13 protein-coding genes are annotated in these 13,071 nt (G+C 63.4%); 6 read left to right on the forward strand and 7 right to left on the reverse strand.

What is annotated here, in order from left to right:
- Positions 1-70 precede the first annotated feature (70 nt).
- Genes M5B96_RS30820 through arsC form a run of 3 tightly spaced genes read right to left on the reverse strand, consistent with a single transcriptional unit; the run spans position 71 to position 1,435 of the window.
- A complete protein-coding gene (locus M5B96_RS30820) occupies positions 71-487 on the reverse strand; it encodes a DUF2069 domain-containing protein (protein ID WP_248800779.1) in 417 nt (138 codons plus the stop codon).
- Positions 480-1,085: an NAD(P)H:quinone oxidoreductase gene (gene wrbA, locus M5B96_RS30825; RefSeq protein ID WP_248800781.1), complete on the reverse strand. Its 606-nt coding sequence runs from the start codon at positions 1,083-1,085 to the stop codon at positions 480-482. The genes M5B96_RS30820 and wrbA overlap by 8 nt, the downstream gene beginning before the upstream one ends.
- Positions 1,082-1,435, reverse strand: coding sequence for an arsenate reductase (glutaredoxin) (gene arsC / locus M5B96_RS30830; protein ID WP_248800783.1), 354 nt, complete (start codon positions 1,433-1,435; stop codon positions 1,082-1,084). The genes wrbA and arsC overlap by 4 nt, the downstream gene beginning before the upstream one ends.
- A 115-nt stretch (positions 1,436-1,550) precedes the next feature.
- Here arsC and M5B96_RS30835 point away from each other — a divergent pair, with 115 nt between their 5' ends.
- Positions 1,551-2,012, forward strand: a complete 462-nt coding sequence (locus M5B96_RS30835) for a TlpA family protein disulfide reductase (RefSeq protein WP_248800784.1) — start codon at positions 1,551-1,553, stop codon at positions 2,010-2,012.
- Positions 2,013-2,015: 3 nt separating this feature from the next.
- On the opposite strand, the gene M5B96_RS30840 is transcribed toward M5B96_RS30835, so the two are convergent.
- From M5B96_RS30840 to M5B96_RS30850, 3 genes are all read right to left on the reverse strand, one after another.
- Positions 2,016-2,429 carry an META domain-containing protein gene (locus tag M5B96_RS30840; protein WP_248800785.1) on the reverse strand — a complete coding sequence of 138 codons (414 nt, stop codon included), beginning with the start codon at positions 2,427-2,429 and terminating at the stop codon, positions 2,016-2,018.
- Entirely contained in the window at positions 2,429-2,863 is a 435-nt protein-coding gene (locus tag M5B96_RS30845; RefSeq protein ID WP_248800786.1) for a hypothetical protein, read from the reverse strand. The genes M5B96_RS30840 and M5B96_RS30845 overlap by 1 nt, the downstream gene beginning before the upstream one ends.
- 86 nt (positions 2,864-2,949) lie before the next feature.
- The gene (locus M5B96_RS30850) at positions 2,950-5,703 is read right to left on the reverse strand and encodes a response regulator (RefSeq protein ID WP_248800787.1); all 2,754 of its coding nucleotides are present in this window, start codon (positions 5,701-5,703) and stop codon (positions 2,950-2,952) included.
- 321 nt (positions 5,704-6,024) lie between these two features.
- Between M5B96_RS30850 and cysM the strand changes: the two genes are divergently transcribed.
- From cysM to M5B96_RS30875, 5 genes are all read left to right on the forward strand, one after another.
- A complete protein-coding gene (gene cysM / locus M5B96_RS30855; RefSeq protein ID WP_248800788.1) occupies positions 6,025-6,927 on the forward strand; it encodes a cysteine synthase CysM in 903 nt (300 codons plus the stop codon).
- A complete protein-coding gene (gene rlmD / locus M5B96_RS30860) occupies positions 6,927-8,279 on the forward strand; it encodes a 23S rRNA (uracil(1939)-C(5))-methyltransferase RlmD (protein WP_248800789.1) in 1,353 nt (450 codons plus the stop codon). The genes cysM and rlmD overlap by 1 nt, the downstream gene beginning before the upstream one ends.
- 119 nt (positions 8,280-8,398) lie before the next feature.
- Complete coding sequence (gene relA, locus M5B96_RS30865) at positions 8,399-10,642, forward strand: GTP diphosphokinase (protein WP_248800791.1); 2,244 nt, start codon at positions 8,399-8,401, stop codon at positions 10,640-10,642.
- Positions 10,643-10,757: 115 nt separating this feature from the next.
- Positions 10,758-11,591, forward strand: a complete 834-nt coding sequence (gene mazG, locus M5B96_RS30870; protein WP_218227729.1) for a nucleoside triphosphate pyrophosphohydrolase — start codon at positions 10,758-10,760, stop codon at positions 11,589-11,591.
- 25 nt (positions 11,592-11,616) lie between these two features.
- Positions 11,617-12,162 (forward strand): DUF2058 domain-containing protein, encoded by a 546-nt coding sequence (locus M5B96_RS30875; protein WP_218227728.1) that lies wholly within the window; start codon positions 11,617-11,619, stop codon positions 12,160-12,162.
- A gap of 127 nt (positions 12,163-12,289) precedes the next feature.
- On the opposite strand, the gene M5B96_RS30880 is transcribed toward M5B96_RS30875, so the two are convergent.
- A partial coding sequence (locus M5B96_RS30880) for an IS3 family transposase (protein WP_248800792.1) occupies positions 12,290-13,071 on the reverse strand: 782 nt, incomplete at its 5' end.

Consider the following 13,071-nt stretch of genomic DNA (forward strand, 5'->3'; position numbering starts at 1 on the left):
GCCGAACGCGGGCAAGCCCGCTCACCACAGGTCGTCACTCGCCACAGGTACTCACTCGGCGCAGACACTTCTACGCCTGGCCTTCCCCGGCCAGCCGCCGGTTCAACTGATGACGCCAGCGCACATAGACCATTGCGCTGCAGAACACCGCCACGCTCGCGGCCATCTCCAGCACACCGAACAGCTGTCGATTGGGATCGAACGCCGCCAACGCCCCCTTGATGAAGTACAGGTTCACCACATAGCAGGTGAACGAGTGTCCTCGCGCGCTGCCCAGCAACATCCCCGGCAGCAGCAGCAGCAGCGGCACCAGTTCGATCAGCAGGATCACCCAGGGCCGTGCACCGTGCAGGTCGGCGAACACCAGGTAATAGAGGCTCAGAAAGACCATCAACCCGAGAAAACAGGCCAGCGCCAGGCCACGGCTCCAGCGCACGCGCGGTTCCAGCCAGGCCTGTGGCGGCAACACCTTGGGCTTCCTAGCCACGGCCGTTCTCCAGGCTCAGGGCGGTCTTCGCCAGACGCATGCCGAGTGCCCGGCACAGGGCGATTTCATGTTCGTCCAGGGCACGCTTGCCGTCGACGCCGGTATGGTGGCTGGCGCCATAGGGCGTGCCGCCACCGCGGGTGTCCAGCAGCGCCGACTCGCTGTAGGGCAGGCCGGTGACCAGCATGCCGTGGTGCAACAGCGGCAGCAGCATCGACAACAAAGTGCTTTCCTGGCCGCCATGCAGGCTGGAGGTCGAGGTAAACACCCCGGCCGGCTTGCCCACCAGGGCACCGGTCAGCCACAGGTTGCTGGTGCCGTCGATAAAGTACTTCAGCGGCGCCGCCATATTGCCGAAGCGGGTCGGGCTGCCCATGGCCAGGGCCGCGCAGTTCTTCAGGTCGTCGAGGCTGGCATACAGCGCGCCTTCCTCGGGGATTTCCGGCGCCACCGCTTCGCACTGGCTGGAGATCGCCGGCACGGTGCGCAGGCGTGCTTCCAGGCCGGCCTGCTCGACGCCGCGGGCGATCTGCCGGGCCATTTCGCGGGTGGAGCCGTTACGACTGTAGAACAACACCAGAACGTAAGGTGCACTCACGGCAGGATCTCCAGCACATGCTCCGGAGGACGACCGATGATCGCCTTGTCACCGGCCACCAGGATCGGCCGTTCCATCAGCCTGGGGTGTTCGGCGATGGCGGCGATCAGCTGTTCTTCGCTGAGCTGGCTGTCGGCCAGGTTCAACTGCTTGTACTCGTCCTCGCCGGTGCGCAGCAATTGCCGTGCACCGATGCCGAGCTTGCCCAGCAACGCCTTGAGTTGCGCGGCGTCCAGCGGGGTTTCCAGGTAGTGCACGACGGTGGGTGTGAAGCCACGGTCCTGGAGCAGTTCCAGCGCACCGCGGGATTTCGAGCAGCGCGGGTTGTGATAAAGCGTCAGATCGGTCATGTGCGGGTCGCATCTTGCGTAAGGTGGCGGGTATTCTACCTGCCTGACGGGTGCTGCTGAACCTTGTGAGGTAAAGGGTCGCAGTCAATGACTCAATTGATGGGGGATTGTGCGCATGGCAAGGCGATTGCTCGCCGCATTGGCGATGATGGGGGCGTTGCTGCTGAGCGGGTGCGGCAACGATTACGGCGTCGACCAGAACGGCCGGAAGGTCGCGTCCGAGCGCCTGGACAAGCAATGGAAGGTGGTCAACTACTGGGCCGAGTGGTGTGGTCCGTGCCGGACGGAAATCCCTGAGTTGAACAAGTTGTCCGAGCAGCTCAAGGGCCAGTCGGCGGAGGTGTTCGGGGTGAATTTCGATGGTTTGCAGGGCGATGACCTGCGCAAGGCCGGCGAAACCCTGGGCATCCGTTTCACGGTGCTGGCCCAGGACCCGGCGGACTTCTTCGACCTGCCACGCAGCGAAGCCTTGCCGGTGACCTACATCATCGACGACAAGGGCAAGGTTCGCGAGCAGTTGATGGGCGAGCAGACCGCGGCTGGCGTATTGGCCAAGCTCAAGGCCTTGCGTGGCTGAGTCTCAGCCTTCTTCCGACCACAGTCGCAGCGGTTTGCCTTCCTGCGGCCAGAAACGCACCTGCTCGATGGGCGAAATATCCCAGCGTTGGACATTTTCCAGCGCCTGGAGGAAGCGTTTTTCCTGTTCCATCAACGCCGGCGCGCAGCGCTTGCGGGTGCTGCCGACCTTGCCGAAGCTCAGGCTCGCGCCGTCCAGGGTGTAGGGCGCGAACCAGTGGTTGCAGCCGCCGGTGCCGTAGGCCCGGCCATCGTCGCCGAGGGTGATGGTCAGATGGCTGCTGTCGATCAGCGGACGTTCGCCGATCCACTCCAGCACATAGCTGTGATCCTGCTGCAATTGCACCTGTTCGCCGGCGCAGCCGCACAGGTTGGTTCCCAGCATTCCGAGCATTCCCAGAATCACCACGCGCTTCATTACTTTGCCTCCTGGCATCTCGGGCACAAGTGTTTCTCACCCTGTGTCGTCCAGCCCAACTCGGCGATACGCGCCGTGGCGGCCGGCGTTTGTGCGGGCTTGCCGAGCTTGGCGTCCACCGCGAATTCGAAGTCCAGCTCCTTGGCGCAGCTGTCGCAATTGACCTGCCACTGGTGGATCGCCAGTTCGCCGAAGACCGGCCCCTTGGCGACCGCGACCCATTGGCCCGGCGGATTGATCAGATGGCGAACGGTGTCCACGGTCAGGCGCATGGACAGGTCCTTGCTGCCCTTGAGGGTCACCAGCAGGACATCGTCGGCGCGGATCGAGCCACCGTTGCCGGTGACCTGATAGCGCCCCGGCACCAGGGCGCGGCATTCGGTCAGGGTGTGTTGCGGGTTCATCAGGCTGTAGCGGAAATCGTGTTCGACCATGGGTCCTCCAAATATGGCCGGTATGCTAGCACGCAGACGTCGCGCAAATGCCAGCGGTGTGTGACCTTCGATCCGCTTATCCGGGATCAGGCACTGACCCGGGCCTCGGCGGCCAGGCGGGCGATGGCGACGTCCAGTTCGTCCAGGGCCTGACGGGCGTTGGGCGCGTCTTGCTTGAGCAGGGTCTCGCTGCGCTGGCAGGCCGCGCGCAATTGCGGCACGCCACAGTAGCGGGTGGCGCCGTGGAGGCGGTGCACCCGCTCGATCAGGGCGTTGTGGTCGTTGGCGTTGCGGGCTTGGCGAATCGCTTCGCGGTCGGCTTCCAGCGAGGCCAGGAGCATCGCCAGCATGTCGGCGGCGAGGTCCGGTTTGCCGGCGGCCAGGCGCAGGCCTTCGTCCGGGTCGAGCACCAGCAGTGCGCTGCCGCCGCGGCTCTGTTCGCCGACCCGTTCCTGTCCCTGGTTGCGCAGGGCCAGGCCGGTCCATTTGAGTACCACCTGGGCCAGTTGTCGTTCGCTGATCGGCTTGGTCAGGTAGTCGTCCATGCCGCTTTGCAGCAGGGCGCGCTTTTCGTTGGCCATGGCGTGGGCGGTGAGGGCGACGATGGGCAACGGGGTGTTTTGCCGCTCATGTTCCCATTGGCGGATCGCCTCGGTGCTTTGCCGGCCATCCATGCCTGGCATCTGTACGTCCATCAGCACCAGGTCGAAAGCTTCGCGCTGCACCGCGTCGATCGCCGCGTAACCGCTTTCGACCGCCAGCACCCAGGCGCCCATGTCTTCGAGCAGGGTCTGCACCAGCAGCAGGTTGGCCGGGTTGTCATCGACGCAGAGTACCCGTGGCGCCCGGCTGCCGAGGGGCTCGATGGGCTCCTGGCGTACCAGCCGTGGGGTGATCAGCTCCGCCAGGGCGCGGCGCAATTTGCGCGTGCAGGCCGGCTTGGCCTGGAGCTGGCCGTGGGGGTTGGGCACGCAGAGCTGGAACAGCGTCTGCTCGGTGGTCGGGCAGAGCACCAGGACTTTGCAGCCGAGGTGTTCGAGGTCCCAGATATGCTGGCTCAGGCGTTCCGGCGGCATTTCCTGGGCGGTTACCCCGAGGACCGCGAGGTCGATGGCCTGGTCGGTCTGGTGTGCCCCGGTGACCCCGTTGGTCAGGTTCTGCAGGCTGTTGAACGGTGTGACTTCCAGCCCGCAATCCTCCAATTGGTGCTGGAGGGCCTGGCGGGACAGTTCGTGGTTTTCCAGCACGGCCACGCGGCGCCCGAGTAACGGCGGGGCGGGCAGGTCTTCGATATCGTCGCGGGTCTTGGGCAGGCTCAGGCTGATCCAGAACTCGGAGCCTTCGCCGGGGGTGCTGTCGACGCCGATCTCGCCGCCCATCTGTTCGATCAGGCGCTTGGAAATCACCAGTCCCAGACCGGTGCCACCGGGTTGCCGCGAGAGGGAGTTGTCGGCTTGGCTGAAGGCCTGGAACAGCGCCCGCACGTCCTGGTTGGACAAGCCGATGCCGGTGTCCTGCACGCTGATGCGCAACTGCACGCTGTCTTCGTGTTCTTCCTCGAGCATGGCCCGGGCGACGATGGTGCCTTCGCGGGTGAACTTGATCGCGTTGCTCACCAGGTTGGTGAGGATCTGCTTGAGCCGCAGCGGGTCGCCGATCAGCGACAGCGGGGTGTCGCGATAGACCAGGCTGACCAGTTCCAGCTGCTTGGCGTGGGCCGCCGGGGCGAGGATGGTCAGGGTGTCCTGGAGCAGATCGCGCAGGTTGAACGGAATGCTGTCGAGCACCAGCTTGCCGGCCTCGATCTTCGAGAAGTCGAGAATTTCGTTGATGATCCCCAGCAGGCTGTCGGCGGATTTCTCGATGGTGCCCAGGTAGTCGAGCTGGCGCGGGGTCAGTTCGCTTTTCTGCAACAGGTGGGTGAAACCGAGGATGCCGTTGAGCGGGGTACGGATCTCGTGGCTCATGTTGGCGAGGAACTCGGACTTGATCCGGCTGGCCTCCAGGGCTTCCTTGCGCGCCAGGTCCAGCTCGATGTTCTGGATCTCGATGGTTTCGAGGTTCTGCCGCACGTCTTCGGTGGCCTGGTCGATGCTGTGCTGCAATTCTTCCTGGGCGTTCTGCAGGGTCTCGGCCATGCGGTTGATGCCCGAAGCCAGTTGATCCAGCTCCTGGCTGCCGAGTGGCGGCAGGCGGGTTTCCAGGTTGCCTTCCTTTAGCTGGGCGACGGCTTGCTTGATCTTGCCGAGCGGCGCGTTGATCGTGCGGCTCATGCGCAGGGCCAGCAAGGCGGTGCCGAGCAGGCCGGTGGCAATCAGCAGCAGGCTGGCGAACAGGCTGCGATAGCCGCGCAGCAGCATGTTGTTATGGGACAGTTCCAGCTCGACCCAGCCGAGCAGGCGGTCGGCTTCTTCAGGCACGACTTCGCCGGAGATATTGCGGTGCCGGCCGAAGACCGGCAATAGATAGCGGGTGGCATCGTTGCCGGTGCGTTGCAACAGATGGCTGCTGTTACCGATGGGCGGCTGGTTGAGCATGCTCGGGCCGGCATGGGCCAGTTGCTCGCGGTTGGCGCTGAGAAAGGACACGGCGCGCACGTCGGTCTGTTCCAGGGACTGGGTGGCGATGCGTTCCAGCAGGTCGACATCGTTGTGGCCCAGGGCCGGCGCGACCAGCGGTGCGAGCTGTTCGGCGATCATCTCGCCGCGTTGCAGCAACTGGGTCTGCAGGTCGGACTGTTGCAGCCAGGTGAAATAGCCGCCCAGCACCAGCGCCATCAAGGTGGTCGGCAGCAGGGTGAGCAGTAGTACGCGGCCTTTGATGCCCAGGTTTTTAAGCACGCAACAGTCTCCGTCAGATACAGCGTCCAGCAGATACGCCCATCTTCGATTATCGGCGTGCGCATCCTGCGCCCGCTCCACTTGCGCAGTGTAGCCATTTGCCGAGGGGTAAATCTCGCAAAGTTCTCAGGGATTTCATGGGCCGCCGCTCTTCGGCGAGCCGTCCCTGGCCGATGGCCCGTCGGCCATTCTGGCAATTGAAGGTGACACGCTGCTTATGGCTTATATCTATAAGCCATAAGCACCATACTTTGCGTGATATGGAGCGCTGACATTTGCCGGTATGATGTCAGCCCCCGCAGTCTGGATTGCGAATACGCCATGACCTTGCAGTACCCCACCATCGCCGATTGCGTCGGCAACACCCCCCTGGTCCGCTTGCAGCGCCTGCCCGGCGCCACCAGCAATACCCTGTTGCTCAAGCTCGAAGGGAACAACCCCGCGGGGTCCGTCAAGGATCGTCCGGCACTGTCGATGATCACCCGCGCCGAACTGCGCGGGCAGATCCAGGCCGGCGACACCCTGATCGAAGCCACCTCGGGCAACACCGGGATTGCCCTGGCCATGGCCGCGGCGATCAAGGGCTACAAGATGATCCTGATCATGCCGGACAACTCCACCGCCGAACGCAAGGCGGCGATGACCGCCTATGGCGCCGAGTTGATCCTGGTGACCCGCGAGGAAGGCATGGAGGGTGCCCGTGACCTGGCCGAGCGCATGCAGGCCGAAGGCCGGGGCAAGGTGCTCGACCAGTTCGCCAACGGCGACAACCCCGAGGCGCACTACACCAGCACCGGTCCGGAAATCTGGCGCCAGACCCAGGGCACCATCACCCATTTCGTCAGCTCCATGGGCACCACCGGGACCATCATGGGCGTGTCGCGCTATCTGAAGGAGCAGAACCCCGCCGTGCAGATCGTCGGCCTGCAACCGATGGAAGGCGCGTCGATTCCCGGTATCCGTCGCTGGCCCCACGAATACCTGCCGAAGATTTTCCAGGCCGAACGGGTCGACCGCATCGTCGACATGGCCCAGGAAGAGGCCGAGGACGTCATGCGTCGCCTGGCCCGCGAGGAAGGCATCTTCTGCGGTGTCTCTTCCGGCGGCGCGGTGGCGGCGATGCTGCGCCTGTCCCGTGAAGTCGAGAACGCCGTGCTGGTGGCGATCATCTGTGACCGGGGCGACCGTTATTTGTCGACCGGCATCTACGACGCGCCCAACTGATGGCCAAGCATGAACGCGGCCTGCGTTTCCAGCCCACTGGCGGTAGCCGGGCCCCGCAGGTACCGACCGGCAAGAAGCAGCGCCTGACCGTCGAGCGGCTGTCCAACGACGGGCGTGGCATTGCCTTTATTGAAGGTCGCACCTGGTTTGTCAGCGGTGCCCTCGCGGGCGAAGAAGTCGAGGCGCGGGTACTGGGTACCCACGGCAAGGTGGTCGAGGCGCGCACCGAGCGGGTGTTCCTCGCCAGCGCACAGCGCCGTCCCGCGCCCTGCGCCCATGCCGGGCGCTGCGGCGGTTGCAGCGTGCAGCATATGCCCCACGGCGACCAACTCGCCCTGAAACAGAGCATGCTCGCCGAACAACTGTCGCGTGTCGCCGGCGTCGAGCCGCTGGAGTGGGCGGCGCCCCTGACCGGCCCGGAATTCGGCTATCGGCGACGGGCCCGCGTGGCCGTGCGTTGGGACGCCAGGGGCAAGACCCTCGAGGTCGGTTTTCGCGCCGCCTCCAGCCAGGATATCGTTGCCATCGACGATTGCCCGGTGCTGGTACAGGCCTTGCAACCGCTGATGCGCGAATTGCCGGCGATGCTGCGGCGCTTGAGCAAACCCCAGGCCCTTGGCCATGTGGAATTGTTCAGCGGTTCGGCGCTGGCGCTGTTGTTGCGGCATATGGCGCCGCTGTCGACGCAGGACCTGCAAGTCCTGCAGGATTTCTGCTCTGCACATGAGGCGCAACTCTGGTTGCATGGCGAAGACGGCCCGCAGCCGGTGGCCCCGTCGTTGTCCCTGGGCTATCGCCTGGAGACCTGGGATCTGGAACTTGCCTATCGGCCGGGAGACTTCGTCCAGGTCAATGCCGGGGTCAACGAGGCCATGGTCGCCCAGGCGCTGGATTGGTTGAAACCGAGGGCCGATGAACGTGTCCTGGACCTGTTCTGCGGGCTTGGCAACTTTGCCTTGCCGCTGGCCCGGCAGGTGCGTGAAGTGGTGGCGGTGGAGGGCGTGGCGAGCATGGTTGAACGTGCCGCCGCCAATGCCTTGAGCAATAATCTGCATAACGCGCATTTTTTTCAGGCCGATTTATCCCAGCCTCTGAGTGATGCCGGTTGGGCCAAAGACGGCTTTTCTGCGGTACTCTTGGACCCACCCCGTGACGGTGCGTTCGAGGTGGTGGGCAAGCTCGCCGCCCTGGGCGCCGAACGGTTGGTGTACGTGTCCTGCAATCCGGCGACGCTGGCGCGCGACACGCTTGAGTTGATCAAGCAGGGCTACCGGTTAAAACGTGCCGGGATCCTCGATATGTTTCCGCAGACCGCGCATGTCGAGGCCATGGCGTTATTTGAAGCGAGCTAGGATGCTCGTCTGGTCCGACTGACCGCCTCCGTACTCTGTCAGCCCAGCCAGGCGGCGGGGGCCATAACAGGTCAGCGATTTTGACGCATTGAATCTGCGTCGTAGGGAAGGTAAGCAAGATGGTACAGGTGAGAGCACACCAGCCGATCAACACCGACGGCAGTATCAATCTCGAGGCATGGCTCGATCATACGGTGAGCGTCGATATGGCGCTGGACCGTGAGGCCTTGAAACAAGCCTGCGAATACGCACGGCTTGCCGAACAACAGACCAACGCGGCGCAGAACCTCTGGCCCGAAGGCGGTTCCAGTTTCAGCACCGGTCTTGAGATCGCCGAGATCCTCGCCGACCTCAAGCTGGACCAGGATTCGCTGGTGGCGGCGGTGCTGTACCGCTGCGTGCGCGAGGGGCAGATCCCCCTGACCGCGGTCAGCCAGAAATTCGGCCCGGTGGTGGCCAAGCTGATCGACGGCGTGCTGCGCATGGCCGCTATCAGCGCCAGTCTCAGTCCGCGCCAGTCCCAGGTACTGGGCAGCCAGACGCAGGTGGAAAACCTGCGCAAGATGCTCGTGGCCATGGTCGACGACGTCCGCGTGGCGCTGATCAAACTGGCTGAACGTACTTGTGCGATCCGTGCGGTGAAGACCGCCGACGACGAGAAGCGCAACCGCGTGGCCCGCGAGGTCTTCGATATCTACGCGCCGCTGGCTCACCGCCTGGGCATCGGGCATATCAAGTGGGAACTGGAAGACCTGTCGTTCCGTTACCTGGAGCCCGAGCAGTACAAGCAGATCGCCAAGTTGCTGCATGAGCGGCGGCTGGACCGCGAGCGGTTTATCAGCGAGGTGATGAACCAGCTGGAAAACGAATTGCTGGCCACCGGGGTCAAGGCCGATATAAGCGGTCGGGCCAAGCACATCTATTCGATCTGGCGCAAAATGCAGCGCAAGGGCCTGGAGTTCAGCCAGATCTACGACGTCCGTGCGGTCCGTGTGCTGGTACCGGAAATGCGCGACTGCTATACCGCGCTCGGCATCGTCCACACCTTGTGGCGGCATATTCCGAAAGAGTTCGACGACTACATCGCCAACCCGAAAGAGAACGGCTACCGCTCGTTGCACACGGCGGTGATCGGTCCGGAAGGCAAGGTCCTGGAAGTGCAGATCCGCACCCACGCCATGCACGAAGAGGCCGAGCTGGGGGTCTGCGCGCACTGGAAGTACAAAGGCACCGACGTCAAATCCGGCTCCAATCACTACGAAGAGAAAATCTCCTGGCTGCGTCAGGTCCTCGAGTGGCATGAAGAGCTGGGGGATATCGGTGGGTTGGCCGAGCAGTTGCGGGTCGATATCGAGCCGGACCGGGTCTATATCTTCACCCCTGACGGCCATGCCATCGACCTGCCCAAGGGCGCGACACCGCTGGACTTTGCCTACCGGGTGCACACCGAGATCGGCCACAACTGCCGGGGCGCGAAGATCAACGGGCGGATCGTGCCGCTCAACTACAGCCTGCAGACCGGCGAGCAGGTGGAGATCATCACCAGCAAGCACGGTACGCCGAGCCGTGACTGGCTGAACCCGAACCTGGGCTACATCACCACGTCCCGGGCACGGGCGAAGATCGTCCACTGGTTCAAGTTGCAGGCCCGCGACCAGAACGTCGCGGCCGGCAAGACCCTGCTCGAACGCGAGTTGGCACGCCTTGGCCTGCCACAGGTGGATTTCGACAAGCTGGCCGACAAGGCCAACATGAAGACCGCCGAGGACATGTTCGCCGCCCTTGGCGCGGGCGATTTGCGCCTGGCGCAACTGGTCAATGCCGCCCAGCAACTGGTGGAGCCGGAGCGCGGCAACGAACAGCTGGAACTGATTCCGCGCAAGGCCACCGGCTACAAGCCGGGCAAGCGTGGGGATATCCAGATCCAGGGCGTCGGCAACCTGATGACCCAGATGGCCGGCTGCTGCCAACCGCTGCCGGGGGATGCCATCGTCGGTTACATCACCCAGGGCCGCGGCGTGAGCATTCACCGCCAGGACTGTGCTGCGGTGCTGCAACTGGCCGGGCGCGAACCGGAGCGGATCATCCAGGTCAGCTGGGGGCCGGTGCCGGTGCTGACCTATCCGGTGGATATCATCATCCGCGCCTACGACCGTTCCGGCTTGTTGCGTGACGTCTCCCAGGTGCTGCTCAACGAGCGGATCAACGTGCTGGCGGTCAACACCCGCTCGAACAAGGAGGACAACACCGCGCTGATGTCCCTGACCATCGAGATTCCGGGGTTGGATGCATTGGGGCGGTTGCTGGGGCGGATTTCCCAGTTGCCGAACATTATCGAAACCCGGCGTAACCGTACCCCATAAGACTGCTATCAAACCTGTGGGAGCGGAGCTTGCCCGCGAAGCTTTTTAGTGGCCTCAGGGGCCTCTTCGCGGGCAAGCTCCGCTCCCACAGGTTCGAGAGATGAGATCATCACCGATGTACAGCCTTCAAGACCTGCTCCATCTCATGGCCCGTCTGCGCGACCCGCAATACGGCTGCCCCTGGGATATCAAGCAGACCTACGCGACGATTGTCCCCTACACCTTGGAAGAGGCCTACGAAGTCGCCGACGCCATCGAGCGCAGCGACTTCGAGCATTTGCAGGGTGAACTGGGCGACCTGCTGTTCCAGGTGGTCTATTACAGCCAGCTGGCGCGGGAAGAAGGGCGTTTCGAATTCGACGGCGTGGTCGACAGCATCACCCGCAAGCTGATCCGCCGTCACCCCCACGTCTTTCCCACCGGTGATCTCTACGCACCCGTGGACCTGCCGCGCTTGAGCGAGGAGCAGGTCAAGTTGCGCTGGGACGAGATCAAGGCCCAGGAGCGTGCGGAGAACCACCGCGCCCCCGAGCAATTGTCCCTGCTCGACGATGTACCGGCCGCCTTGCCGGCCCTGTCCCGGGCGGCGAAATTGCAGAAGCGCGCGGCCACGGTCGGTTTCGACTGGCCGGATGCCTTGCCGGTGGTGGACAAGATTCGCGAAGAGCTCGACGAAGTGCTCGAAGCCATGGCCGACAACGACCCGGCGGCGATCACCGATGAAGTCGGCGACCTGCTGTTTGCGGTGGTCAACCTGGCCCGGCACCTCAAGGTCGACCCGGAAAATGCCTTGCGTGGCGCCAATGGCAAATTCGACAGACGGTTCCGTTTTATCGAACAGGCATTGCGCGACACCCACCGTCCCATGGAAGATTGCACCCTCGAAGAGTTGGACGCCTTGTGGGGCGAAGCCAAACGTCAGGAAAAGAATAGGCCCAGCTGCGGCTGAGCCGTTGCCCAAGTGAGTAAGCACCATGAGTCTTTCCCTTCGCGACCAGTTGCTCAAAGCAGGACTGGTCAACCAGAAGCAGGCCAAACAGGTCGGCAAAGAGAAACAGAAGCAGCAGCGCCTGGTCCACAAGGGCCAGATTGAGGCTGACGATACCCAGGCGCGCCTGGCCCAGGAAGCGCAGGCCGAGAAGGTCAAGCGCGACCAGGAACTGAACCGCCAGCAGCAGGAAAAGGTCGAGGCCAAGGCCCGCGCGGCCCAGGTCAAGCAATTGATCGAAACCTCGCGCCTGCCCAAGCTGACCACCGAGGACTACTACAACTTCGTCGACGACAAGAAGGTCAAGCGCCTGTCGGTCAACACCTTGATGCGCAACAAGCTGAGCAACGGCTCCCTGGCGATCGTCCATCACGGTGGCGGTTACGAGGTGATCCCGCGTGAAGCGGCGCTGAAGATCCAGGAACGGGCCCCTGAGCGTATCGTCCAGCTCAACATCCTGAGCGAAGCCCAGGTGCCGGATGAGGATGATCCGTACGCGGCCTACCAGATCCCTGACGATCTGATGTGGTAACCGGCTGAAAACAACGAACCCCGCTGAAAAGGCGGGGTTTGTGTTTGTGGGGCTTTGCCAATGGATTGGGTTGGGAGGGGGCTCTCTACGTGGACTTGCCCCTACCAGACCGGACACCAATTCCCCGTTAAATTGATGCAGCTGCCAAGCGCCTAAATTCTCTCGGCGACCTATATTTCAGCGCACTGTGCGGATGCTGCTCGTTGTAATGCTCGAAGGCAATCGTCAGGTTGCGCAATGCCGTTTCTCGATCCGGCTTGGGCATATGCGTTACGTAGTCCCGTTTGATCGTCTTCACGAAACTCTCTGCCATACCGTTGCTTTGCGGACTGCGTACCGGTGTGGTCACCGGTGCCAAGCCGATCTGGCGGGCAAACAGGCGGGTCTGCTCGGCGATATAGGCCGAACCGTTATCGCTCAGCCGCTGCACGGGCGTGTTCGGCAGTTGGTCGCCAAAACGCTTCTCCACGCTTTCCAACATCAAGTCTCGGATGTCATCGCCGCTATAGCCCGTCGGACTGGCAACCCAACCGATGGCTTCGCGGTCACAGCAGTCCAGGGCGAAGGTTACGCTCAACTTGGCACCGTCGTCGCAGCGGAACTCGAAGCCGTCCGAGCACCAGCGTGTATCACTGGTTTTCACGGCAATACGGCCTTCATGTCGGCGCGGTACGCCAGGCTGTTTGATGCGACGTTCAAGTAGCAGGTTGTGATCACGCATGACCCGGTAAACCCGCTTCACGTTGATGGCGGGCAGCAACTGGATTTCACGTGCGCGCCGCAGCAATCCCCAGACACGACGGTAGCCATAGCTGGGCAATTCGCTGACGTGTTGCTTAATCTCGGCGACCAATTCCGTATCGTTCACGAGCCGGCGTCGCCGTGCGACGGGCGATCTCGACTGCTTGA

Origin of the sequence: Pseudomonas sp. MWU13-2105, assembly GCF_023242315.1 — a bacterium.
In the GTDB taxonomy this organism is placed as follows: domain Bacteria; phylum Pseudomonadota; class Gammaproteobacteria; order Pseudomonadales; family Pseudomonadaceae; genus Aquipseudomonas.